The organism is Lysinibacillus sp. FSL M8-0134 (assembly GCF_038069745.1).
In the GTDB taxonomy this organism is placed as follows: domain Bacteria; phylum Bacillota; class Bacilli; order Bacillales_A; family Planococcaceae; genus Lysinibacillus; species Lysinibacillus irui.
On record NZ_JBBPAJ010000001.1, the window covers coordinates 1,090,515 to 1,115,066 of the forward strand.

Consider the following 24,552-nt stretch of genomic DNA (forward strand, 5'->3'; position numbering starts at 1 on the left):
GAGTCATGTTTGAGGAGCATCTATCATAAAAAAGAACAAGGCTAGATTTTGATTAACGATGAAAGATGTGATAATCATGATCGATATCCATGCACATATCTTATATGATGTGGATGATGGACCAAAAAATGAGATGGATTCCTTGGAAATGCTAAGGCAAGCTGCTAAAGAAGGGATTACAGAGATTATTTGTACATCCCATGCTAGACACCCACAATATCATGTCACTTATAGAAAAGTGGTAGAGCAAGTAAATGATTTACAACAATTATTACATCATCATGAAATTCCAATTACACTCCATACAGGCCACGAAATTCGCTTACATGATAATCTCCCAACATTACTACAACAACAGCAACTTCATCCATTAGCACAGTCAAAATATATCTTATTAGAACTTCCTTCGAGCACTATTCCGGCTTATACGATAGAGATGATAAGGAGCTTAAAAACATTTGGCTATATACCAATCTTAGCTCATCCAGAACGAAATTTTGCCATTAAAGAAAACCCAAAGAAACTAGAGGCCCTTATTCAACAGGGAGTATTGACACAATTGACAACAGGTAGTTTAACAGGATTATATGGAAAGGACATACAACGTTTATCCCTCGCTTTAGTGAGAGCAAATTACATTCATACGATTGGCTCAGACGCACATGATTTACAAAAAAGAAGTTTCTTCTTTCAATCAGCACTGCACTATCTGGAGAAAAAGAAAGAAATAGATACAATCACTCGCCTCTTAGATAATAATGCAAGAGTTTTAGCGAACAAGCCTATTTTGCCACTTGAGTTAGATGATATGGCTATAAAGAAACGATGGCTTATATTTTAAACGTCTTTGTTAGAATTGAGCGTGAAAAAAGATGCAATTGCTCTATACATTACTGTTTAGCTTACTTGTTTTTATGAGCCTGATGCAGCCTGTCGCTGGTATTTTCCATAAGTTATCCTTATTAATCAGCCTGTTAATCATACTCGTCTCTTTTTTCATCCATAAAAAAATATTCATTCACAATGTACAAGCTAGTGTTTTTTTTAGTATGTATACTTTTTTTTGTGTGATATCAGCAGGGGTGAATCAGGATATGGTTCTCCTGAAAAACAGTCTACAATTAATGTGCATGTTTATAGCAGTTTCAATTTTTTTTAATGATCTTGTCAAAGAACAGGTAATAGAAATTGTTTTGAATAGTGTTTTAATGGCCTATATACCATTTTTAGCTTTATGTTTTCAGCAAGCAAATTATATGTTTTCAGCTTTTTCAGGTGTATTTGAGAACCCAAATACGATGGGGTTTTCAATGATTGGTTTAATGATCGTTGTACTCATGAGATTGTATAAGGTGGCAATGCAGATGCTACATGGACAACAACAGGTAAACTACATATGGTCTTTTATTCTTTATATGACCGTTTATATATTTACTTTGTATGTCATCTTGCTATCTAATGCCCGCACTTCCTTGTTAACGGTTTCTATTGCCACAGTTGTTGTATTGTTTTGTATTGTCAAAAGCATGAACAAAACCTTTTTACCACTCTTAAAATTGATTTTACTCTTTGTAGGTGCAGGTTTAGTGGTGGTGATAGTGATGATCAAATTGGACATAATGCAAGAGGCGGTACAAAGTATTTTATCGAAAATGGAAAAAAAGTCGACGAACATAACAGATGGTCGTCTTGAAATTTGGCATTATGTTATTGAGCATTTTCGTTTCTGGGGACACGGTGTTGAATCACTGTGGTCGATAGGTGTTGCTCATGCACATAATACATTCGTAAATATTGTACAAGAAACAGGATTGATGGCATTGATTAGCTATTGTTTGTTCTTATTGGCAATCGTCAAAGGATATCGTCATATGAATAAACAAACAATCGTATTTATGGGCTTAGTAATGGTAGCCGCTCTAGGGGTTTCTACATTTGAAATACTATATTTTAATATGCTTCATATTCTTGTATTTGTTGTGAGTGGCACTATTTATAATAAAGGCAAAATCACAATTACATCTGAATAACCAATAGGCTTGTTTAATATACTTTATTAGCATTGCGCACATTTGCCAATTAGGAGGGGATCCATTTTGAATGAAGAAATGACAATACAAAGTCTAGTAAAAGTAATGCTAAAACGTTGGCTCCTTATCCTAATGCTCACTATTCTATCAATAGGCGTTGCTTTATTGATTAGTTACTTTATTCAAACACCCATTTATGAAGCGGAAACCCAAATATTGGTCAATCAAAAAAGCTATGAAAATCAGCAACTAGTAGGGGCACAGAATGTTGATACGGATCTTCGGTTAATTAATACGTACAATGTCATTATCAAAAGCCCTGTTATTTTAGCGAAGGTTATTGAAGTGCTAGTACTTGATACGACGCCAGAGAAATTAATGAGGCAAATTGAGGTTTCGAGCGCCAATAACTCCCAAGTAGTGAACATTCGAGTACAAGATGAGAATAGTGAGAGGGCAGTAAAAATAGCTAATACGATTGCAGAAATATTTAAAGAGGAAATCCCTGTATTAATGCATGTAGACAATATTAATATTCTTTTTGTAGCACAAAATAGTGAGCATCCAGTACCTGTTAAGCCAAATAAACTGTTAAATCTTATCATAGCAGCCATCACAGGTTTCAGTTTGGCGATGGTGCTTGCATATTTTTTAGAAAAAATTGATAGGACTATTAAAACAGAACAAGATATTGAGGTTTTATCATTACCAGTGATTGGGGTTGTCAGTAATATAGAAATGCCTACTAGAAAAAAATCTAGAAACAGGGGGTCATCGTAATATTTTCCAAAAGAAAAACAAAAAAATCAACAATGGCTCGTAAGCTGATTACCGTTTCTGATATGACATCCATTCCTTCCGAGCAATATCGTACGATCCGGGCAAATATTAAATTCTCGCAACCTAATCGAGATGTGAGAACTATTTTAGTAACCTCCTCTATCGCTGGTGAAGGAAAATCTACAAATGCAGCAAATATCGGTGTCGTATTTGCGCAAGAGGGTAAAAATGTCCTCATTGTAGATGCAGATATGCGTAAACCAACTTTGCATCATACATTCTATCTTGACAATATTTCGGGACTTTCCTCTGTGTTATCACGCCAATCTACACTACAGGAAGTTATTCAAGAAACCTTTGTTGAAGGAGTGGATATCATTTCGAGTGGGGCCATTCCGCCCAATCCTACAGAGTTGCTAGCTTCTGAAACGATGACCTCGTTTTTAGCTGAAGTGAAAGATCTATACGATATCATTATATTGGATGCACCACCATTACTCTTTTTATCGGATGCACAAATTTTATCAAATAAATGTGATGGCACCCTGTTAATCGTCAACACAGGGGTGGTTGGGAAAGCCGCTGTTATAAAATCAAAATCCATCTTAACGGTTTCCAAAGCCAATATTTTAGGGGTCATCTTAAATAATTATAAGATAAAAGGTAGTACGTACGAGTATTATTACGGAAAAGAATAAGGGTGAGAATATAGCTGTGAAAAAAATCCTGCATATTATTCCAACAACAGATTATGGTGGTATTACCACGATGATTGTAGACATCTTAATGAATACAAACAAATCATTATATCATTTTGATTTTGTGTCGTTTAATAAAGGGCCATACCATGATATTTTATTACAACAAGATGCAAAGATATTTTATGAGGAATATATTACGCAACAGGGTCCTCTCTCGTATATTAAAAATATTTATCGAATAATTAAACAACATCAATATGATGCCGTTCATGATCATACAGGCTATCGAGCAGTCTTTACATTACTAGCAGCTCGTTTAGCAGGTGTTCAGTGCCGTGTACTACACAGTCATACGAATGTTGCAGAAGAGTGGAATCATCCAGTCATGTTAACCATGTTGAAGAAACTAAGTGTTTTCAATGCGACTCAATTGGTAGCCTGTAGTAAAAAAGCAGGAGAATTTTGTTTTCATAAAAAACCTTTTGAAATAATAGCGAATCCGATTGATAGCACCAAAATTGAACGCATATCAAATGAAGAGAAGCGGAGTTTGAGGAAGAAATTAAAAATCCAAGATGGCGAGTTAGTATTAGGACATATTGGGCGTTTTGTTCAAGTTAAGAACCATTCTTTTTTAATTGAACTTGCTAGCAATTTAAAACAACAAGGTGTTCCTTTTAAATTATTTTTGATAGGGGATGGCCCCTTAGAACAGGAAGTTCGCGATCTCGTAAAAGCAAAAAACGTAGAGGACTGTGTTCTGTTTTTAGGACAGCGTGCTGATATCATTAAACTACTACAACTTTTCGATAAATTTATTTTACCATCTCATTTTGAAGGGTTTGGAATTGTTCTGTTGGAAGCTCAAGTTTGTGGTACACCATCCATTGTTTCTTCGACTTTACCAAGGGAAGTAGACCTTGATATTGGTTTACTACATTATCTAGATCTACAGGGCGATATAGATAGTTGGCTACAACAAATTGCTAAGAAGAATGTTAAATTGGATGAACAAATTATTCGAAACAGTATAATCAATAAAGGACTGGATGTAGAAAATGTTACGCGCCAATTATGCGCTCTCTACAAGTAACAAATTTAAGTCAAAGGATGAGACTATCCAAAAGAAAATTAAAATTACTCATATCATTACCACTATTGGACTTGGGGGAGCCGAAGCAATGCTTTATCGTCTTTTGCAAAATATGGATCGGAATGTGTATGAGGTAGAAGTCATCTGTTTAACAGAGATGGGGACATATGGTAAGTTAATTGAGCAGCAATTACATATTAAGGTATCTATATGTGATATGCGCAGTAATAGTATAAGGGCTGTTCTAGACTGTTATCGATTATGTCGAGGGAGCGACATTATTCAAACTTGGATGTATCATGCAAATTTACTAGGGTATATTCTATCCATTTTCCTCAAAAAGAAATTAATTTGGGGTATTCACCATAGTAATTTAAACAAACAGGAGAATAAACGCAGGACTATTTTTATTGCCAAGCTTTGTGCAAGATTGTCGAAACGTGTGGATGCCATTATTTCGTGTGGGCCAAAAGTAAAGGAAATACACGAAGCGATTGGCTACAAAGGGAAGCAACATCACGTTATTGTTAATGGAATTAACACAGATGAATATATGCCGAGTAAAAAAAGATACTATTATATGGAACAATTCGATATAAAAAACCAACCAATCTTGTTGCATGTCGGGAGATGGGATCCCTTAAAGGATTATGAAAATTTGATTGCTAGTTTAAAAAGGTTACGTCAGCTTCGACAAGACTTTTATTTATTTTTAGTTGGCTATGAAATCGATACCTTTAATAAGGAATTAATGCTAATGATTGAGGAAGCACAGTTGCAACAGGTAACATTCTTATTAGGTAGTAGAGAGGATGTCCCACAATTAATGGCTGCGGCTGATTTATTTGTTTTATCATCAGCGGGAGAGGGGCTACCTAATGTGCTAGTGGAGGCACTGGCTAGTGGAACCTGCTGCGTGACAACGAATGTTGGCGATTGTGAGTATTTGGTGGGGGATTATGGAGAAGTAGTGTCAGCCAAGGATCCAAAGGCTTTAGCAATGGCAATAAATAAGGCATTAAACTACAGTTCACAGCAATATGCAGAAAGAGCGAGCCACGGTCGTGACCATGCTTTAGCAAATTATCAAATTAAACAAGTCGTTGCGCAATACCATGCATTATATCCTGCGATACTTGATGAAAAGTCATCCTAACTAGTAGAAAGGTGTGCTCATGAAGGAAATTAAGATTGGAGCCATTCTTTCGTATTTGACAATAGGTTGTACAATGATTTCTTCTCTTATTTTCACACCTATTTTGATCGCGCTCCTTGGTCAGAAAGAATACGGTTTATATTCCTTAATGATAGTAATTGTAGGGTATTTATCTATTTTAGATTTAGGGTTAGGCAATGCCATTATACGCTATATTGCTAGAAATAGAGCCGCAGCGGATAAAACGTTAGAAGCATCTTTAAATGGATTTTTTCTAAGATTATTTATCGGTATTGGCTGTCTTTCATTATTGATAGGATTTTTTCTATTTTCACACGTGGATCATATTTTTGGTCAAAGTTTATCAAAGGAACAATTAGAAAAGGCCAAGATCATGGGCTATATAATGACCATTAGTTTGGCGATGCAGTTTCCCTTAGGCGTCTTTACTTCCATTCTACAAGCATATGAAAAATTTATTTTTATTAAATTGACAACATTATTACAGGTGATTATACAGCCTCTGACAATGTTGTTTTTTTTGTTACAGGGGACAAATTCGGTGACATTAATAGCTATTATCGCTATTTATAACATTCTTTTTTTAGCGTTAGATGCTATTTATTGTACGAAGGTGCTTTCTATCCAATTTACTTTTACCATAAAAAATACAGCACTAATAAAAGAAATTTTCGTCTATTCATTTTTTATTTTTATAACAGTCATTGTGGATAAAATTTATTGGCAAACTGATCAAGTTCTATTAGGAATATTGAAGGGAACTGCGGATGTTGCCATTTATGCAGTGGCGGTTCAAATTGTTTTGATATTTATGTCACTTGCTTTAGCCATTAGTGGATTATTTTTACCTCGTATTTCGATGCTTGTGACAAAGGAAAATGGATTAGAAGAGATAAATCAACTCTTCATTAAAGTTGGAGCGATACAATTTTTAGTCGTTGGTTATATATTGGGTGGCTTTTTTCTTTTTGGTCAAGAATTTTTATTACTGTGGTTAGGGAAAGATTTTATCGACATATATGCGATCGTTCTCATTATTATGGTGCCTTTTAGTATTGATCTCATTCAAAACTTGGGGCTTAATGTATTAAAAGCCAAAAACCTTTTTAAATTTAGAACTGTTTTACTAATTAGCGTTGCAGTCGCCAATGTTTTTATATCAATACCAGCTATCTATTTTTATGGAAAAATCGGTACAGCAATGATTACGGCTTGTTCATTATTTATAGGGAATGTAGTGATCATGAACATCTATTACCATAAAAAAATTGGATTAGATATATTCGGATTTTGGAGAAAGGTTGGTAGACTAGTTATCGCTTTTAGCTTGGCCATTTGTATAGGTAAGTTATTATGGGAATTAACAAAACCTCCAATTAGTTGGCTTTCTATTTTGCTTTATATTTTCTACTATACAGTTCTGGTAGCAGGCAGTCTTTTTTGGGTTGCTTTAAAGAAGGAACAAAGAAAAGAGTGGATAGAGTTTTTCCGTAAAGGAGGCGCGAAGTTATGGCGTCCAAAATCTTAGTGAGTGTCATTGTGCCTGTCTACAATGCTGAGAAATACTTGGAGAAATGTCTAACGAGCATATGCCATCAAACATTAAGAGATATTGAAATTATTATGATTAATGATGGCAGTCAGGACCAATCATTATCTATTTTGCAAAATTTCGCTGATCTTGATAAGCGTATTACCGTTTTGGATTTGGAAAATAGCGGTGTAAGTAAGGCGAGAAATATAGGGATTGACCATGCGAATGGACAATTTATCACCTTTGTGGATGCGGATGATTGGCTAGAGGTAACCATGCTGGAGGAACTGTATCAAGCATGTAGGCTAACAGGCTCCAACATTGCAAAATGCGATTTATACTGGCAGGAAGCGGAAGGAAGTAGGCAATTACACTATCCATCCAACACCTATTGTACTTTTAGTGCAATAGAGTGTTTAAATAAATTATTTACAGAAATAGGGGAAAGCCATTTTGGTTTCGCAAGCTGCAAATTGTATGAAAAATCTTTTTTAGATATGCATAGGCTTCGTTTTGATGAAGCGATGAGTTTCGCTGAAGATACTGTTTTTTTAACGAGAGCCGTCCTAAAAAACCAGTCTATCTGCTATGTACCAAGACAACTTTATTATTATAATGTGAACAACGAAAGCTCTTTAACTAAGAAAGCAATGGTTAATTTACGGAATAATTATGATGTCTTGTATAAAAAGCTCTTAATGGAATTACTGCGTGCAGAGGTTTATGCGGAAGTGAAAAATAGCTTTTTGAATTACCAGTTTGAGGGGTTACTAGTTATTCTTCATCAAAGCGCAACGAAACAACAAATGAAGTATGAGATGCAATCCTTTTTAAAGGCTTATCCAGACATACTAAAAGTTAAGTTAATTAATCGCAATATGAAACAGTTTGTTTTTTTAAAACTAATAAAAATGAATTGGTTTAGCCTATCTTCAACACTGATCTATTTGAATGTAAAAAAGCCTAAAGTTATATAGCATTGTAAGATCCGATATTTTATTTTGCGTAATCATTGTCCTCGCGTTACAATGAATGATGGTATGATAGGTGCGAATGAATGTCTCTAAAATCCTATAGAGACGGAATGAAAGAAAGAGTGGTTAAAAAATGAAAGTTTTATTTATTGGCGATATTGTTGGATCAATTGGGCGAGATGCGGTGGAGAAATATTTACCTCGCTTAAAAAAGAAATTTAATCCAGATGTTGTAATCGCAAATGGTGAAAATGCTGCGGCAGGACGTGGGATTACGCGTAATATTTATAATAGCCTATTACAGATAGGTGTAGATGTCATTACAATGGGCAATCATACATGGGATAATAAAGATATATTTGATTTTATTGATGATGCAGACTATTTAATTCGACCAGCCAATTTTTCAAATGAGGCACCTGGTAAAGGAATGGTGCAAATTTCGAAAAATGGCGTGACATTATCTGTCATTAATTTACATGGTCGTGTATTTTTGCCTCCTCATGAAGACCCATTTGCAATGGCGGAACAATTGATTGAGGAAGCACGTCAAACATCACCACTTGTTTTTGTAGATTTTCATGCGGAGGCGACGAGTGAAAAGATCGCCCTTGGCTGGCACTTAGATGGAAAGGCTTCAGCGGTTGTTGGGACACATACTCATGTACAGACAGCAGATGCAAGAATTTACCCGAACGGTACAGCCTATATTACGGATGTTGGTATGACAGGTCCTTATGATGAAATTTTAGGCATGACAAAGGAGAGCGTCATCTATAAATTCCAAACTAATATGCCTTCACGTTTTGAAGTGCCAAAGAAAGGGCGAGAGGTATTAAGTGGATTCTTTGTAGATATTGATGATCGAACAGGGAAAGCTACTGCATGTGAACGTATTTATATAAATGAAGATTATCCGTTTCAAGGATAAAATAAGTCGAAGTTTGTTGGTTTACAACTCTTTTAGTGGGATACAGGATTCTTAGTCTATTTCCTTCTTGCGGAGCATAAAATGTGCTACGGACAATAACTTGAGGTCCAAAAAAGGGGGACATGAGTTGTTGAGCGTAAACACTATTCGCGAAACGGGGAGGAATAATTGTGGATTCATTAAAAGTATCATCACGCTCTAATCCAAATTCAGTTGCAGGTGCATTAGTCGCGGTAATCAGAGAAAAAGGGCAAGCAGAAATGCAAGCAGTTGGGGCAGGTGCACTTAACCAAGCCGTGAAAGCAGTGGCCATTGCACGCGGATTTGTAGCGCCAAGTGGCACAGATTTGATTTGCGCGCCGGCGTTTGCCGATATTTTAATTGCTGGTGAAGAACGTACAGCCTTGAAGCTGCTAGTGGAAAAACGTATTCGATAAAATTGTAATGAAGTAAAATGCCTTGTCACATAATAATGTGGCGAGGCATTTTTTCATGTTCTACATATGATACATGTCACTTGAAAAAGAGGCTTGATTTTGCTTAGATTTGAAAATTACAACTTTATGAACAGGATTTTCAGTCAAAGGTCTGATTTTCGCCTAAATCGTTGAGAAACAATAGTGCAGACGGTTTCTTCGTGTTAAACTTATGAAGGAAAAATAATAGTACACATTGGATTTAAGGAGTTGTTGACATGTTACATCAGCTTTCATGGAAAGTCGGTGGGCAACAGGGTGAAGGGATTGAGAGTACAGGTGAGATTTTCTCAATGGCAATGAATCGTCTAGGTTATTTCCTATACGGTTATCGTCACTTCTCTTCTCGAATTAAAGGTGGCCATACGAATAATAAAATTACAGTTCGTCCAACAGAAGTACGTGCAATTGCGGATGATTTAGATATTTTAGTGGCATTCGATCAAGAAACAATCGATGTCAATTATAAAGAGCTTACAGAGAACGGTGTTATTTTAGCAGATGCGAAATTTGATCCTGTTAAACCAGAAGATTCAAAGGCACCTTTATTTGCTGTACCATTCACTGAAATCGCAGCAGAACTTGGTACTTCGTTAATGAAAAATATGGTGGCAATAGGATCTACCGCGTCATTACTAAATTTAGAGGATGCCGTGTTCCAAAATGTTGTTGATGATATTTTTGGTAAGAAGGGCGAAGAGGTCGTTCAAAAAAATATGGAAGCCATTACACGTGGTCGCCAAATTATGAATGAGCTTTTAGGTGATCGTGTAGGTGAATGGGAGCTTGCACCTGCAGATGGTAAACGTCGTATGTTTATGATTGGGAACGACGCTGTGGCGCTTGGTGCATTAGCTGCTGGGACACGCTTTATGGCTGCATATCCAATTACGCCAGCTTCTGAAATTATGGAATACTTGATTAAAAAATTACCGAAATTCGGCGGGACAGTCATCCAAACGGAAGATGAGATTGCTGCAGCTACGATGGCTATTGGTGCTAACTTTGGTGGTGTACGTTCCTTTACTGCTTCTGCAGGTCCTGGTCTTTCATTAATGATGGAAGCAATAGGTCTTTCAGGTATGACAGAGCAACCATTAGTAGTAGTCGATACACAACGTGGAGGTCCTTCAACGGGATTACCAACAAAGCAAGAGCAATCAGACCTAATGGCTATGCTTTACGGAACACATGGTGAAATTCCTAAAGTAGTCATCGCACCTTCTACTATGGAGGAAGCATTCTTTGATACAATCCAAGCATTTAATATTGCAGAGGAACTACAATTACCAGTTATCTTAATGACTGATTTACAATTGTCACTAGGGAAACAATCTGTAGAACCGTTCGATTACAATAAAATCGAAATTCGTCGAGGGAAAATAGTTACAGACGAATTGGAAGAAGCGGCAGACAAAGCCTACTTCAAACGCTATGAAGATACAGAAGATGGCATTTCACCTCGTGTATTACCAGGTAAATTACATGGTATTCACCACGTTACGGGTGTTGAACATGATGAAACAGGTAAGCCATCTGAAGCAACGGGTAATCGCCAAACGCAAATGGATAAACGTTTCCGTAAGTTAGCTAAATTAAAATTTGATAACCCAGTATATGTCAATGCGCCACATGAGGAAGCTGAGATTTTATTAGTAGGCTTTAACTCAACAAGGGGTGCTATTGAAGAAGTGCAAGAACGATTAAATGCGCAAGGAATGAAGGTAAATCATGCACATATTCGCTTAATTCACCCATTCCCATCTGCGGAAATGGCTCCTCTTGTAGCAAAAGCGAAAAAAGTGATTGTTGTCGAAAATAACTATACTGGTCAATTAGCTAATATTATGAAGATGAATATTGGTGGTCATGAGAAGATTGCAACAATTACTAAATACAATGGTACACCATTCTTGCCAGGTGAATTAGAAAATCGTGTGAAGGAGTTGACTCGCTAATGGCAACATTTAAGGATTTTCGTAATACAGTGAAGCCAAATTGGTGCCCAGGTTGTGGAGACTTCTCCGTACAAGCAGCTATTCAACGTGCTGCTGCAAATGTCGGCATTGAACCAAATGAACTGGCTGTCATTTCTGGAATTGGTTGTTCAGGTCGTATCTCAGGCTATATTAATTCTTATGGATTCCATGGTATCCATGGCCGTGCACTTCCAATTGCACAAGGATTAAAAATGGCCAATCGTGATTTACATGTCATCGCTTCAGGTGGTGATGGTGATGGATTTGCTATCGGTATGGGGCATACAATTCATGCGATCCGCCGTAATATCGATATCACTTATATTGTAATGGATAACCAAATCTATGGCTTAACAAAAGGTCAAACATCTCCACGTTCTGCTGCCGGATTTATTACGAAATCTACACCAGGTGGAGCGATTGAGCCATCATTAAAACCGTTAGAGGTAGCATTAACAAGTGGTGCTACATTTGTGGCACAAGGTTTCTCTACAGATATTAAAGAATTAACAGCTTTAATTGAAGCTGGTATTAACCATAAAGGCTTCTCATTTATCAATGTCTTCTCACCTTGTGTAACGTACAACAAAGTGAACACATATGATTGGTTTAAAGAAAACTTAACAAAACTAGCAGATGTGGAAGGCTATGATCACTCAGATCGTGGAATGGCGATGCGTACAGTAATGGAACATGAGGGCTTAGTAACAGGTATTATTTATCATGATACAGAAACAACATCGTATCAGCAAAAAGTACCTGGCTACTCTGAGTTACCATTAACAGATATCGATATCAAAATGAGTGAAAATGATTTTAATGAATTAGTAAAAGAGTTTATGTAAAATATACAGGCAAAGCATTTGGAATGATGTCATTTCCAAATGCTTTTTTTGTTTCGCTATTTATAAAACTGAATTTGGAATCCTTATAAAATCCTTATAATTATTTTTTATACTAAGGTCATCGAAAGGATGATGACTACTTATGAAAGAATTGATTTTGAAAACGGAAAATCTTTATAAAGCTTTTAAAGGTCAAACAATTGTGGACAATTTATCTTTAGAAATCCAACGAAATACCGTTTATGGTTTGCTCGGACCTAACGGAGCAGGGAAGTCAACAACATTAAAGATGATTACTGGCATGCTACAGCCTAATGCAGGGGAAATCATTTTTAATGGGCGTCCATGGACACGAAATGATTTACAAGACATCGGTGTCTTAATTGAAACCCCTCCTCTATATGAAAATTTAACAGCAAAAGAAAATTTAAAAGTTCGAACGGTAGCGTTAGGTCTACCGCAAAGTCGTATTGAAGAAGTATTAGAAATTGTAGATTTAACAAATACTGGAAAGAAACGGGCTGGCCAGTTTTCCTTAGGTATGAAACAAAGATTGGGAATAGCCATTGCGCTGTTAAACAAACCAAAGCTATTAATTTTAGATGAACCTACGAATGGGCTGGATCCAATTGGAATTCAAGATCTACGGAAGCTTATTCGCTCATTTCCTGCCCAGGGCATCACAGTTATATTATCTAGTCATATACTGTCTGAGGTGGAACAAGTCGTGGATGACATTGGCATTATTGCTGATGGCAAATTGGGCTATCAGGGAATGGCACCACAGGGACAGGAATTAGAATCTTTATTTATGCAGGTTGTGTCTGCTAATAGAAAGGCAGGCCATTAACATGATAGCAATTATAAAAGCAGAACAATTAAAATGGAAGCGATCTTTTATCCCAAAATTACTTTGGCTTACGCCCATTATGACATTACTTTTAAGTGCTGTACTTATGGGTGGGACTTTCTTTCAAACAGGTGCTTATAACTGGTGGTACTCCATGCTTTTGCCAGGAGCTTTGACGATCTGCTGTGCTTTAGTGGTGGAAAAAGATAAAAAAATGAAATATCATAGTTTACTTGCATTACCACTTAACCTGAAAAAAATCTGGCTTGCAAAAATACTTGCAACAAGTTTATGGTTACTACTAATTACGATTATTTTCTTTATAGGAATCACAGCAGGAGGTTTGCTTTTCAATCATAGTTTACCTCTAACAAGTAGTTTACTGAGTGCTCTCATCATTTTTCTTACGTTTTTGTGGCAAATTCCCTTATGTCTTTTCTTAGCAGCTAAATTAGGCACCTATTTAGCTATTTTGATAAATTTAGTAGCTAATATCATTGGGATTGTTGCTTTTGCAGACGGGGATTTGTGGTATTCTTATCCATTTGCAATTGGAGCACGTTTATTATGTTCAACACTTGGCATATTACCAAATGGTTTGCCAGTTCCAGAAGGAAGCCCATTATTCAATAATAGTGTTATACTTCCAGGCTTACTAATTGCATTAGCTTTATTTATAATGATTAGCTTCCTGACTGCAAAGTGGTTTCAAAATAGGGAGGCGAAATAGCTGATGGTCATGTTACGATTATTAAGAGCAGAATGTCTTAAAACAAAAAGAACACCTTTTTTACTCACACATCTACTGGTCCCCCTCATTATTTCAGGGATCTTTTTAGCCTACTACACTTATTCACCATGGGATTTTCAAGGAAAGGTAACAGCATATTTTCAGGGATTAGCGTGTGGTTTACCTATTATTATAGGATTGGTGTGTGCTATGGCATCTGAACAGGAGGCAAACGCAGGTCATTTTCAGGTAATGCTGGCTACAACGAACAGAAAAATCATGACATACATGGCTAAACTGTTACTGTTATTGCTCTTTAGCCTTGGAGCTATTTTTCTTTCTATAGCAATTTTTAGTATAGGCTTTATAGAACTATTACATGAAGTACATTTTGATTATTCATTTTATAGTATGGCTGCATGTATTCTGTTCGGCAGTCATGTCATTTTATATATATTACATTTATTTGTTAGTCTCCAATTTGGAAAAGGAGCTTCAATTGGACTTGGTATAGTAGAAGCTCTTTTGGTTGCTTTACTGCTTACAGGCTTAGGAGATAGTATTTGGCCATTTTTACCTTATGGATGGAGCGGGCACTTCATTTCCTTATGGATCATAAAGTCTGTAGGAATGGATATAGCATTGCTCGAGGTTAGCTTGCGTCATGGTATCATAGCTTGTATAGGAGGCATATTAGTGACCTTTATACTGTCGTGTCTATGGTTTTGGAAATGGGAAGGCAGAGCATCAGAACATTAGGAATGGATTTGAGGGTTAGTTATGGCGAATATATTAGTAGTTGATGATGAGGAAGATATTTTAATGTTGATTAAAAATTCACTTCGAACAGATGATCATTTAGTAACAATTGTATCCGAACCAACAGAAGTTGCTAAGCTAGATCTAGGTATCTTCGATTTAATTTTGCTCGATGTGATGATGCCTGCTATTGATGGCTTTACACTATGCGGACAAATTCGCCATGCAGTGGATTGTCCGATTCTTTTTCTTACTGCTAAATCGTTAGAGGAAGATGTTATGTATGGTCTTGGATTAGGTGCAGATGATTATTTAACCAAACCCTTTGGCATTGGGGAGCTACGTGCAAGGGTCAATGCCCATATTCGACGTGAAAGAAGAGAGAAACGGAGCATTCTTTATATCGATAATGTGCATTTTAATCTTTCAGGTAAAGAGCTTTTTGTTCATAATGAGCGAGTCATGCTAACTAAAAGTGAGTATGAGATATGTGAATTTTTAGCACGTAATCGGGGACAAGTTTTTTCAAAAGAACAAATATACGAAACGATTTTTGGATTTGATGGCAAAAGTGATAGTACGGCGATAACAGAACATATTAAAAATATCCGCTCAAAGCTACATACTTTTGACATAGATGTCATTAACACGGTTTGGGGGATTGGATATAAATGGAGTCAATAAAACCGAGGAAAGGAACACGTCTTCATACATTTTTCCTTAGGTATTTATTATTTCTTTGTATAGGGATTATTTTATTAGTTGCACTGCTAATGGGTCTATTTATGTTTGCCTTTTCGGCTAATATCATTTTGCCAGCAAATTATGCAGAAACTCAGATTACTAAGGTGAAAGATCATATTGCTTCAAGCAGTTTAGTTACAGACAATATGATTCCTGATCTTGTAGACTACGCTGTTATATCCAATCAAGGGAAATATCTTTCTGGCAATTTAACAGAAAAAGAGGCTCTCCATGCTTTTCATTTGCAGCAAAAGGGGGAGAGGCAGAGTAGCTCTAGGTTTTATACATTTATTGAACGAGAACAGGAAGTGTGTATTCTACGCTATAGTTTAGTTCCCGAGTATCGCTCCACTATTATAAGAAAGTACTTACCCAACCCTCAACTAACAGTGTTACTGTTATTTATTTTAGGAGTAATTTTGCAGGCAACAGTGCTTGCAGTTCATTTCGGCAGAAGGCTTAAACGGAAAATGTCGGGCTTACAAGTGGCCATTGAAAAAATCCAAAATCAAAATTTGGATTTTCATTTAAAACCTTCTGGTATTAGAGAAATAGATGATATTGCACTCTCTTTTGAGCAAATGAAGGAAGCATTAAATCGTTCATTAACACAACAATGGGAGGCAGAGAGGTCGCGAAGAGAACAAATTTCTGCACTTGCCCATGATTTGAAAACACCTCTTACCATTATTCGGGGAAATGCGGAGCTTTTACAAGATACTGTTCAAGATGATATACAAAAAGAATATAATCGTTATATATTAAAAAATACCATTGAAATAGAAAAATTCACAAAGCAATTAATGGACATATCGAAGATGGAACAACATGTTGTGAATGCAAAAACAAATGTAGAATTAGATTCCTTTGTTCATAAGATAGAACAACAAATGAAGGCTCTTGCTTTGGAAAAAAGACTCGAAGTAGATGTAGTGAAAGATAAATTGCCTGCTGTTTTGATGATAGAGGAGGAACTCTTTTATCGGGCTCTTTTAAATGTGATTGTTAATGCTGTTGAACATACACCCAATAATAGCAAAGTCACTTTATCGGTTGCTGGAGAATTAAACTTTGTTCATTTTACTGTGACAGATAGTGGTCCAGGTTTTTCATCGAAAGATATAAAAGAAGCAACCAAGCAATTTTATCGAGGGGATCCAAGTAGGAATTCTGCAAAACATCATGGGATGGGGCTTTACATTGTAGAATCGATTATTCAAAAACATGGTGGAACATTGACGCTAGCTAATAGATCGATAACGGGTGGAGGAAAAGTGACAATCACAATTCCAACGTCAGGGTTGTAAATCATACTTGTCCGCAAAGACCAGGCTTCCGCGTGTATTCCATCTAAGCCTCTGTTAAATTATTAAGAGTTCCCCAAAAAAGCAGAGGCCAGTACAGGCAATGTTTGTCTAAACAATGCTACAATAAAAGAAAAAAAGAGGCGATGACCGTGAATAACGTCATTGATTTTATTGCAAAGAAAAAGGAACGTGAAGAAAGAAAGCGTGCACAGGATTTAGAACTTTATGTAGCCACACAGTGTAATTTTCAGCAGCCTGAAAAAATAGATGCTCTTGTAGATGATAAATTGATTGAAGTAAAGGATCATACATTATTTCTGGGCTTTTTATCCATTCTAAAGGATGAGCAAATCGAGCCACTCGCTATTTTTCAGGATGTTTTTACGTTAGAGCCTTCTCGATTTGAGCTGTCCTACAATATGAGATGGTGGTCAGTTGTGCAGCTAGCATTTACATTTTTAACAATTCTAAAGGAACATGAGCCGCATACATATGCAGATTTCTTAGGTCTCTCCAACTAATCAACACAATAAATATTTCATCCCTGTCGTTACATTCGAGTAAGGAATTATTTCGGCTACCTGTCATAGTCTGAAATTGTATGTGATTTTACTTTTCAATACGTCCAATTTTGTGTAAGCTTGGTAATTTTTCAGTTTTTCATCGTACTGTTCTTATTAAATTAGAAATGAATGGTGGGTTCCATGAAAAAATTAGGTTTACTTAGAATACTGGCATTTATAGCTATAGTACTAATACTTTTTTCAAATGGGGTACAAGCCCATGATTTTCTTATTTTATTGTTTGCTGTTTTCTTTGTAGGTGTTCCATGGTACCAATTTTTTAAAAGGTAAAATGAATTAGAGCTTAACACATATAGTCGACTTAAAAATTTCTATATTCATTTCTATTCTGTTCAATGCTTAATATTTTGATTGCTGTCGAAACCATAAATTTATCTAAAAAACTCACACATTTTGATTATTTTCCTCAAAATGTGTGGGTTTTATTTATTATAAGGAAATTAAAGCAGGAGAACTGGTTTTATAAATGGATTTTGCTATTTTAAATTTAAAGATTTTTATAATTTCTCAATAATTTTTACTAAATATTTTAATGCACTCCATACTTGCTTAATGTTTGTTTTATACCATTACGTTTGTAAGCAAATAAAAATAAACAAAAACAAATGGAGGTCCAACACATGGCAATTCAAAAGTGGTGGAAAAAAGGTCTAATTGGTGCATTAACAATTTCCATGTTAGCAGCTTGTTCTGACAGTTCATCTAGTGCAAATGAGGTAAGCAAAGATTTATCGCTTGAGGAAATTACGGAGAAAGCGAAGGAAGAGGGTACTGTTAATTCCGTTGGTATGCCAGATACATGGGCGAACTGGGTGGAAACTTGGGAAGAGCTTGGAGCCGAATATAGCATAAAGCACAAAGATACGGATATGTCGAGTGCTGAAGAGTTAGCGAAATTTGAAGCAGAGAAGGATGATGCTACAGCAGATATTGGCGATGTTGGCATCGCTTTTGGTCCAATCGCTAAGGACAAGGGCTTAACCTTACCATATAAAACTTCGTACTGGGATGAAATACCTGATTGGGCTAAGGACGATGAAGGACACTGGATTGTCGGTTATACGGGGACCATTTCATTTTTAACAGATAAAAATAATGTGAAGAATCCTCCAACTTCCTGGGAGGATCTGAAAAATGGAGATTACACAGTTAGTATTGGGGATGCCTTAACGGCAAATCAAGCTCAGTTTGCTATTTTAGCTGCGGCAATGGCATTTGGGGGAGATGAATCGAATATCCAGCCTGGCATTGATTTTTTTGCTGAGTTAGCAAAACAAGGTCGATTACAAGGAGATCCATCCGTAGCAAATTTAGAAAAAGGAGAAATTGATGTCGCCATCTTATGGGATTTTAATGCCTTAGGGTATCGTCATCAAATTGATGAAGAACGTTTCGATGTAGTGATCCCATCGGAAGGATCTGTTACTTCTGGCTATGCAACGATTATTAATAAGTATGCAAAAAATCCACATGCTGCCATGCTTGCTCGCGAATATATTTTATCCGATGCTGGTCAAGAGAATTTAGCAAAGGGCTATGCACGCCCAATTCGAGAAAAGGTAGAGTTACCACAGGATGTAAGGGATCTACTATTACCAGCAGATATGTATACGAATGCTCAACCAGTAAAAGATCAAAAGAAATGGGAAGAAACAACAAAGCAAATTCCTCAATACTATCAAGAGCAGGTGTTAATCCATGCAAAATAACAAAGTGGTACTCATTGTGATCGATGCGCTACGTTTTGATACGGCCTGTACACATATGGGATTCTTGCACCATCTAGTCGAACGTAAGGTGGCCGCTCGCTATAAAATTTGCTCAGAGGTGCCATCCTTATCAAGACCTTTATATGAGACGATCTTAACAGGGACACCCCCCATTGTTCATGGAGTTACAAGCAATATGACCGTACGTATATCGAATCAAAAAAGTGTCTTTCATGTCGCAAAGGAACATGGTTTGTCCACTGCAGCCTCTGCTTATTATTGGGTAAGTGAGCTATACAATAGAGCGCCATTTAGCCATATGGAGGATAGATTACAGCTTGATAAACAGTTACCTATTGAAAATGGTTTGTTCTATTTCGAGGATCATTATCCTGATAGTCATGTATTTGCTGATGCAGCATGGTTAATGGATCAAAAGCAGCCTGATTTTCTTTATATCCATCCAATGAATGTTGATGATGATGGTCATAAATTTACGGCAGATTCCGCACAATATCGCAATCGAGTTTTAGCCATGGATGCGTTACTTTCCTTATTTATTCCTAAGTGTATGGCACAAGGCTATGAGGTCATCGTTACGGCTGATCATGGTATGACAAGTGATGGCAACCATGGCGGAACTACCCATGAGGATCGACATGTCCCGCTGTTTGTCATTTCTGATTTTGTAAAGGCTGGTATTAAAGAAGGGATTATTTCGCAATTACAAATTGCACCATTATGCTGTCATTTATTAGCTATTGAGCCTGCTGAAGGTATGGTACCACTCCTACTAGAAGGTGTGTTTACAGCAAAAGAAGTTTAAACAATAATAGTCGCTCCACTTTAACAGGAGCGGCTATTATCCCCCTAAGCCGCAAGTAATTTATAGAAAGAAGTGATTGTGTTGATATCGAAGCGGCAATCCATTGCCTGGCTTTCGCCTTTTCTTGTCTTACTATTATTGTTTTTCTTTGTTCCGTTATTTTATATGCTCATAACAAGCTTTCAAAATAGTGAAGGCTTTACGTTGATGCAATATGAAGCCATTTTTACGAATGACTATATTTTACAAGGTTTTAAAAATAGTATTACATTATCCATTATCTCTGCCTTGATTGCGCTAATTGTCACATTGTTCGCGGTCTATGCCATGATGAAATTTTCTGAACCAGTAAGGGAGAAAATTTTAATTTTATCAAATTTAACTTCGAATTTTTCGGGTATTCCGCTTGCATTTGCTTTTATCGTTTTACTCGGAAATAGCGGGCTATTTACCCTATTATTTGAAAAATGGGATATCGATGTACTATCGTCCTTCTCTCTTTATAGTTGGGGTGGTTTATTATTAATCTACATTTACTTTCAGCTTCCGTTATCACTCATGCTGTTATATCCCATTTATGATGGGATTCAGCAACATTGGAAGGAAGCCGCTGCCTTACTAGGCGCATCTAGTTGGCAGTTTTGGATGAAGATTGGTCTACCTATTATGCTACCAGGTATTGTTGGAACATTTAGTGTGTTGTTCGCCAATGCGATGGGTGCGTATGCTTCTGCCTATGCACTAACAAGCAGTAATTATAACCTCGTTGCGATTCGTATTGGTTCATTAATAAAAGGGGATATCTTTGCTCAACCAGAGCTAGCAAGTGCGATAGCGGTCATTCTCGCTGTAACAATGGTCACTGCTATGCTAATTAGTGAGTGGAGCATCTCAAAAACAAGGAGGAAACTTAAATGAAAAAGCGAGGCTTGGCCGATTTATTTTTCCTCCTGTTAGTGGGGTATTTACTATTACCTGTGCTAGCAACCATGCTCTATGCCTTTGCGTCAAAATGGAACAAAACTATACTACCAGAGGGATTGACATTAAAATGGCTTTCTACGTTGTTTCAAGACACTGATTTTATTCAGGCATTTGGACGTTCTGTACTATTAGCCAGTGGCGCTGTAAGTATTGCACTCCTTGTCATTGTGCCAGCCATTTTCGTCATTGTTCTATACTTTCCTACATACGAAAAATGGATACAAATGGCAGTGGTTATGGTCTATTCTTTCCCAGGAATTATTTTAGCAGTAGGGCTTATTCGTGTTTATAGCCAATTTGGTATACCGATGATTTTTGTTGTTTTAGGAGCCTATGTTGTTGGGATTCTCCCTTATATCTATCAAGGAACACGAAATAGTTTACGAAATATAGATGCTAGGCAGCTACTTGATGCAGCCCAATTACTTGGCGCTTCTAAAAAGCAAGCATTTACAAAAGTTTTATTGCCTACTGTTTATCCAGGTTTATTTGCAGGGGCATTGTTATCCTTCTCTGTCTTATTTGGTGAATTTGTCTTGATTAATCTTGTGGTTGGTTCTCGCTTTGAAACAGTTCAGATTTACTTAATGAAAAAGCTTAGCACAAGTGGACATATTGCTAGTGCAATTGTTTTCATTTATATCGTGCTGATGGGTCTATTAACTTTTGTCATTGCGATAGTAACGAAAAGAACGAAAGGTGCTACAAATCTATGAGTTATCTTGTTATTGAAGGACTTCATAAAAAATATGGGCAATCAGCCGTTTTAACAAATATTACTATGGAAATTAAAAAGGGTGAATTCATTACCTTGTTAGGGCCAAGTGGCTGTGGGAAGAGTACTATTTTACGAATTGTCGCAGGCTTAACAGACGCAACTAAAGGTAAGATTTCTATTGAAGGAAAAGATATGACTGGTGTGCAACCGAAGGATCGTCAAGTGGGCATGGTCTTTCAATCCTATGCGCTCTTTCCAAATATGACTGTGCAAGAAAATGTTGCCTTTGGTTTACGTATGCAAAAAGTTGCTACTGCTGAAATGGATAAACGAGTTCAAGAAATGCTATCACTTGTTCATTTAAGTGAAAAAGCCCATGCCTACCCAAAAGAATTATCTGGTGGACAACAGCAACGGGTAGCTCTTGCACGAGCCTTAATTGTTCGTCCCAAAGTACTTCTCTTAGATGAGCCGCTTAGTGCGTTAGATGCGCAAATTCGCAAGAAGCTGCAAGCTGACTTAAGAACAATTCAACGAAAACTCAATATGACGATGATTTTAGTCACGCATGATCAGGAGGAGGCAATGGCTGTTTCAGACCGAATATTCGTGATGAATCATGGTAACATAGCCCAAAATGGTACACCGACAGAGATTTATACAAGACCGACTAATGAATTTATTGCTGGCTTTATAGGGCATTACAATATCTTTACTCGCAAGTCATTAGAGAAAATGCTTGGAAAAACTTTAGCAGAGCAATCCACCAAATTTGCCATTCGACCAGAAGCCCTGCATCTTGAAAAAAGAGAGGGGGATTTATGTCTATCGGGGATAGCGAAGCAATCATTAATGAGTGGCAATATTATTCGAACTACATTTGATGGAGAAACCACATTTACAATGGAACAACTCCATCAACAAGGGTATTCGCTTGAAATGGGCAAATCCTATACGTGTTATGTCGCAAAAGAAGATGTGATTGCCCTATTATGACGTACGCAAAACTTGAGAGATTTGAATTTATTTTAAAACAATTAGATATAGAGGGAAAAATAATCGTTGCAAATATTGCCGATGCCCTTCAAGTGGCACCAGAAACAATTCGCCGTGATTTTGATGAATTAGAGCAGCAGCATTTACTAACAAGGGTTCATGGTGGAGCTATTAAATACACCAACGTTCGAAATGAACCTGCTTTTTTACGCAAGCTACAAATGCAAAAAGAAGCAAAGCGCCAAATTGCTCGTATAGCTGCCAAACGCATTTGCGATGGCGATACCATTGCAGTTGATACAGGGACAACAACAGTTCATATGGCCGATTTCTTACTAGCTGTCGATGATATAACTGTTGTAACCAACTCGATCGCGGCAGCTATTCAATTTAATTTAGCGATTGAAGAGCGACGTATGACAGGCAAGGTCATATTACTAGGAGGTACGGCAAATCCTAAACAATCTTCAGTCGCGGGTGCTATGACATTAGAAATGCTAGATAATATGAATTTTGATAAAGCCTTCTTATCTTGTGGTGGTATTAGTGATGGCATTGTTTATGATTACGATTTAGATGAATCTCTAGTTTCTAAAAAGATGCTCAAGCATAGTAAATTGAGTTATTTATTAGCCGATGCATCTAAGATGGATGGGAAATCATTTTTTCAAATCTGTCATCTAGAAGATTGTACAGAAATTCTGTGTGAAAGCACCTGTCCAATAGAATGGCAGGATTATGAGGAAAAATGGACGGTATGTAATGGAGGGAATAGCGGATGACAATAGATTATCATGTGCATTTAGAAGAAGGACCTTATTCATTTCGCTGGCTAGAGCGTACATCACAAGCATTAGATTTTTTCCATCAACATGATGCGATAGATAAAGGTTCGAAGGCACATATGACCGGTCAACTACAGCGACTAGCAAAGCGAGTACAAGGTGGCTGTTATAGCGAGGAGTGGTTAGATTTATATCTTGAACAAGCAAAACAGCTTGGCTTACGTGAAGTAGGCATTGTGGATCATTTATATCGTTTTCAAGAAACGCGTGCCTATTTCGAGCGCTTTATGCAGCTGGATGATAGTGAAATAGGTCAAATCCAGCGATATTGGCTAGAACGTGTTATGACAGAAAATATAACTGATTTTGTTAGTACCATCCAGCAGGCAAAGGAGAAGTGGCGCCAACAGGGCATCGCTTTAAGGCTTGGTATTGAGGCTGATTATTTTGTCGGCGGGGAGGAAGAATTAACGGCCTTGCTAAATGATTATCCTTGGGATTATGTCATCGGTTCTGTCCATTTTGTTGATGGCTGGGGCTTTGATAATCCTCAAACACAATATCTTTTTGAGCAAATGGATCAATCTGCTTTACAACAAAGTTACGAGGAATTTTTTACAACGGTTGAGAACATGATTCTTTCCAATATGTTTGATTTTGTTGCCCATCTTGACAATTTTAAAGTGTTTAATTATCAAGTAGAGAATCATGAATTTAATGAGGCTTGGTATAAACGTATTGCTCAAGCGCTTACGTCAACACTAACTGCTACTGAAATTAATGCTGGGCTGTATTATCGTTATCCTGTAAAGGAAATGTGTCCTGGCCCTCGTTTTTTACAAACCCTACTGAACCATGGAGTTGCTTTTACAGTGTCCTCTGACGCCCATTTTCCTGATGATTTAGGTAAATATACATTTGCCAATACAGAATTGCTAAGGAGTTACGGTGTTCAATCGGTGGTCGCCTTTGAGCAACGGGTCAAAAAATGGCTAGATTTATAGTGAGAGTAAAAGGCACTTAAGTTTCAGAGTGCCTTT

At 36.9% G+C, this 24,552-nt stretch carries 25 protein-coding genes; all 25 read left to right on the forward strand.

What is annotated here, in order from left to right:
• Positions 1-76 precede the first annotated feature (76 nt).
• Positions 77-841 (forward strand): tyrosine-protein phosphatase, encoded by a 765-nt coding sequence (locus MKY49_RS05290; RefSeq protein ID WP_341385739.1) that lies wholly within the window; start codon positions 77-79, stop codon positions 839-841.
• A 253-nt stretch (positions 842-1,094) separates the two neighbouring features.
• Positions 1,095-2,030: an O-antigen ligase family protein gene (locus MKY49_RS05295; protein WP_341385740.1), complete on the forward strand. Its 936-nt coding sequence runs from the start codon at positions 1,095-1,097 to the stop codon at positions 2,028-2,030.
• A gap of 66 nt (positions 2,031-2,096) precedes the next feature.
• Entirely contained in the window at positions 2,097-2,810 is a 714-nt protein-coding gene (locus MKY49_RS05300) for a YveK family protein (RefSeq protein WP_274796048.1), read from the forward strand.
• Complete coding sequence (locus tag MKY49_RS05305; protein ID WP_274797281.1) at positions 2,810-3,508, forward strand: CpsD/CapB family tyrosine-protein kinase; 699 nt, start codon at positions 2,810-2,812, stop codon at positions 3,506-3,508. Before MKY49_RS05300 ends, MKY49_RS05305 begins: the two co-directional genes overlap by 1 nt.
• Before the next feature lie 16 nt (positions 3,509-3,524).
• Entirely contained in the window at positions 3,525-4,604 is a 1,080-nt protein-coding gene (locus tag MKY49_RS05310; protein WP_322605948.1) for a glycosyltransferase, read from the forward strand.
• On the forward strand, positions 4,570-5,760 hold the full coding sequence (locus MKY49_RS05315; RefSeq protein WP_341385741.1) for a glycosyltransferase: 1,191 nt from the start codon (positions 4,570-4,572) through the stop codon (positions 5,758-5,760). The genes MKY49_RS05310 and MKY49_RS05315 overlap by 35 nt, the downstream gene beginning before the upstream one ends.
• 19 nt (positions 5,761-5,779) lie before the next feature.
• The gene (locus tag MKY49_RS05320) at positions 5,780-7,309 is read left to right on the forward strand and encodes an oligosaccharide flippase family protein (protein ID WP_312505245.1); all 1,530 of its coding nucleotides are present in this window, start codon (positions 5,780-5,782) and stop codon (positions 7,307-7,309) included.
• On the forward strand, positions 7,291-8,292 hold the full coding sequence (locus tag MKY49_RS05325) for a glycosyltransferase family 2 protein (RefSeq protein WP_341385742.1): 1,002 nt from the start codon (positions 7,291-7,293) through the stop codon (positions 8,290-8,292). The genes MKY49_RS05320 and MKY49_RS05325 overlap by 19 nt, the downstream gene beginning before the upstream one ends.
• A 130-nt stretch (positions 8,293-8,422) precedes the next feature.
• Positions 8,423-9,220, forward strand: a complete 798-nt coding sequence (locus tag MKY49_RS05330; RefSeq protein WP_274796053.1) for a TIGR00282 family metallophosphoesterase — start codon at positions 8,423-8,425, stop codon at positions 9,218-9,220.
• Positions 9,221-9,390: 170 nt separating this feature from the next.
• On the forward strand, positions 9,391-9,657 hold the full coding sequence (locus tag MKY49_RS05335; protein WP_004224903.1) for a stage V sporulation protein S: 267 nt from the start codon (positions 9,391-9,393) through the stop codon (positions 9,655-9,657).
• Between the two features lie 257 nt (positions 9,658-9,914).
• Positions 9,915-11,654, forward strand: coding sequence for a 2-oxoacid:acceptor oxidoreductase subunit alpha (locus MKY49_RS05340; protein WP_274796054.1), 1,740 nt, complete (start codon positions 9,915-9,917; stop codon positions 11,652-11,654).
• A complete protein-coding gene (locus tag MKY49_RS05345; RefSeq protein WP_274796055.1) occupies positions 11,654-12,520 on the forward strand; it encodes a 2-oxoacid:ferredoxin oxidoreductase subunit beta in 867 nt (288 codons plus the stop codon). The genes MKY49_RS05340 and MKY49_RS05345 overlap by 1 nt, the downstream gene beginning before the upstream one ends.
• A gap of 142 nt (positions 12,521-12,662) precedes the next feature.
• Positions 12,663-13,370 carry a lantibiotic protection ABC transporter ATP-binding protein gene (locus MKY49_RS05350; RefSeq protein ID WP_312505250.1) on the forward strand — a complete coding sequence of 236 codons (708 nt, stop codon included), beginning with the start codon at positions 12,663-12,665 and terminating at the stop codon, positions 13,368-13,370.
• Between the two features lies 1 nt (position 13,371).
• Positions 13,372-14,100: a lantibiotic immunity ABC transporter MutE/EpiE family permease subunit gene (locus MKY49_RS05355; RefSeq protein ID WP_274796057.1), complete on the forward strand. Its 729-nt coding sequence runs from the start codon at positions 13,372-13,374 to the stop codon at positions 14,098-14,100.
• A 3-nt stretch (positions 14,101-14,103) separates the two neighbouring features.
• Positions 14,104-14,859, forward strand: coding sequence for a lantibiotic immunity ABC transporter MutG family permease subunit (locus MKY49_RS05360; protein ID WP_341385743.1), 756 nt, complete (start codon positions 14,104-14,106; stop codon positions 14,857-14,859).
• 21 nt (positions 14,860-14,880) lie between these two features.
• The gene (locus tag MKY49_RS05365; RefSeq protein ID WP_274796059.1) at positions 14,881-15,543 is read left to right on the forward strand and encodes a response regulator transcription factor; all 663 of its coding nucleotides are present in this window, start codon (positions 14,881-14,883) and stop codon (positions 15,541-15,543) included.
• Complete coding sequence (locus MKY49_RS05370) at positions 15,531-16,910, forward strand: sensor histidine kinase (RefSeq protein WP_341385744.1); 1,380 nt, start codon at positions 15,531-15,533, stop codon at positions 16,908-16,910. The genes MKY49_RS05365 and MKY49_RS05370 overlap by 13 nt, the downstream gene beginning before the upstream one ends.
• Before the next feature lie 143 nt (positions 16,911-17,053).
• Complete coding sequence (locus tag MKY49_RS05375) at positions 17,054-17,431, forward strand: 2-oxoglutarate ferredoxin oxidoreductase subunit beta (RefSeq protein ID WP_274796061.1); 378 nt, start codon at positions 17,054-17,056, stop codon at positions 17,429-17,431.
• Positions 17,432-18,114: 683 nt separating this feature from the next.
• Entirely contained in the window at positions 18,115-19,203 is a 1,089-nt protein-coding gene (locus MKY49_RS05380; protein ID WP_341385745.1) for an ABC transporter substrate-binding protein, read from the forward strand.
• Positions 19,193-20,029, forward strand: a complete 837-nt coding sequence (locus MKY49_RS05385; RefSeq protein ID WP_274796063.1) for an alkaline phosphatase family protein — start codon at positions 19,193-19,195, stop codon at positions 20,027-20,029. The genes MKY49_RS05380 and MKY49_RS05385 overlap by 11 nt, the downstream gene beginning before the upstream one ends.
• 72 nt (positions 20,030-20,101) lie before the next feature.
• Positions 20,102-20,947 (forward strand): ABC transporter permease, encoded by an 846-nt coding sequence (locus MKY49_RS05390; protein ID WP_274796064.1) that lies wholly within the window; start codon positions 20,102-20,104, stop codon positions 20,945-20,947.
• Positions 20,944-21,729, forward strand: a complete 786-nt coding sequence (locus MKY49_RS05395; RefSeq protein ID WP_274796065.1) for an ABC transporter permease — start codon at positions 20,944-20,946, stop codon at positions 21,727-21,729. The genes MKY49_RS05390 and MKY49_RS05395 overlap by 4 nt, the downstream gene beginning before the upstream one ends.
• On the forward strand, positions 21,726-22,727 hold the full coding sequence (locus MKY49_RS05400) for an ABC transporter ATP-binding protein (protein ID WP_341385746.1): 1,002 nt from the start codon (positions 21,726-21,728) through the stop codon (positions 22,725-22,727). The genes MKY49_RS05395 and MKY49_RS05400 overlap by 4 nt, the downstream gene beginning before the upstream one ends.
• The gene (locus MKY49_RS05405; RefSeq protein WP_312505261.1) at positions 22,724-23,509 is read left to right on the forward strand and encodes a DeoR/GlpR family DNA-binding transcription regulator; all 786 of its coding nucleotides are present in this window, start codon (positions 22,724-22,726) and stop codon (positions 23,507-23,509) included. Before MKY49_RS05400 ends, MKY49_RS05405 begins: the two co-directional genes overlap by 4 nt.
• Positions 23,506-24,516, forward strand: coding sequence for a histidinol phosphate phosphatase domain-containing protein (locus tag MKY49_RS05410; protein WP_341385747.1), 1,011 nt, complete (start codon positions 23,506-23,508; stop codon positions 24,514-24,516). The genes MKY49_RS05405 and MKY49_RS05410 overlap by 4 nt, the downstream gene beginning before the upstream one ends.
• Positions 24,517-24,552: the final 36 nt, after the last annotated feature.

Excerpts from the sequence above, each read along its gene's own strand:
- MKY49_RS05290 (WP_341385739.1), top strand. The coding sequence starts at position 77 with ATGATCGATATCCATGCACATATCTTATATGATGTGGATGATGGACCA.
- MKY49_RS05295 (WP_341385740.1), top strand. The coding sequence starts at position 1,095 with ATGGTTCTCCTGAAAAACAGTCTACAATTAATGTGCATGTTTATAGCA.
- MKY49_RS05315 (WP_341385741.1), top strand. The coding sequence starts at position 4,570 with ATGTTACGCGCCAATTATGCGCTCTCTACAAGTAACAAATTTAAGTCA.
- MKY49_RS05320 (WP_312505245.1), top strand. The coding sequence starts at position 5,780 with ATGAAGGAAATTAAGATTGGAGCCATTCTTTCGTATTTGACAATAGGT.
- MKY49_RS05325 (WP_341385742.1), top strand. The coding sequence starts at position 7,291 with ATGGCGTCCAAAATCTTAGTGAGTGTCATTGTGCCTGTCTACAATGCT.
- MKY49_RS05330 (WP_274796053.1), top strand. The coding sequence starts at position 8,423 with ATGAAAGTTTTATTTATTGGCGATATTGTTGGATCAATTGGGCGAGAT.
- MKY49_RS05340 (WP_274796054.1), top strand. The coding sequence starts at position 9,915 with ATGTTACATCAGCTTTCATGGAAAGTCGGTGGGCAACAGGGTGAAGGG.
- MKY49_RS05345 (WP_274796055.1), top strand. The coding sequence starts at position 11,654 with ATGGCAACATTTAAGGATTTTCGTAATACAGTGAAGCCAAATTGGTGC.
- MKY49_RS05350 (WP_312505250.1), top strand. The coding sequence starts at position 12,663 with ATGAAAGAATTGATTTTGAAAACGGAAAATCTTTATAAAGCTTTTAAA.
- MKY49_RS05355 (WP_274796057.1), top strand. The coding sequence starts at position 13,372 with ATGATAGCAATTATAAAAGCAGAACAATTAAAATGGAAGCGATCTTTT.
- MKY49_RS05360 (WP_341385743.1), top strand. The coding sequence starts at position 14,104 with ATGGTCATGTTACGATTATTAAGAGCAGAATGTCTTAAAACAAAAAGA.
- MKY49_RS05365 (WP_274796059.1), top strand. The coding sequence starts at position 14,881 with ATGGCGAATATATTAGTAGTTGATGATGAGGAAGATATTTTAATGTTG.
- MKY49_RS05370 (WP_341385744.1), top strand. The coding sequence starts at position 15,531 with ATGGAGTCAATAAAACCGAGGAAAGGAACACGTCTTCATACATTTTTC.
- MKY49_RS05375 (WP_274796061.1), top strand. The coding sequence starts at position 17,054 with ATGACCGTGAATAACGTCATTGATTTTATTGCAAAGAAAAAGGAACGT.
- MKY49_RS05380 (WP_341385745.1), top strand. The coding sequence starts at position 18,115 with ATGGCAATTCAAAAGTGGTGGAAAAAAGGTCTAATTGGTGCATTAACA.
- MKY49_RS05385 (WP_274796063.1), top strand. The coding sequence starts at position 19,193 with ATGCAAAATAACAAAGTGGTACTCATTGTGATCGATGCGCTACGTTTT.
- MKY49_RS05395 (WP_274796065.1), top strand. The coding sequence starts at position 20,944 with ATGAAAAAGCGAGGCTTGGCCGATTTATTTTTCCTCCTGTTAGTGGGG.
- MKY49_RS05400 (WP_341385746.1), top strand. The coding sequence starts at position 21,726 with ATGAGTTATCTTGTTATTGAAGGACTTCATAAAAAATATGGGCAATCA.
- MKY49_RS05405 (WP_312505261.1), top strand. The coding sequence starts at position 22,724 with ATGACGTACGCAAAACTTGAGAGATTTGAATTTATTTTAAAACAATTA.
- MKY49_RS05410 (WP_341385747.1), top strand. The coding sequence starts at position 23,506 with ATGACAATAGATTATCATGTGCATTTAGAAGAAGGACCTTATTCATTT.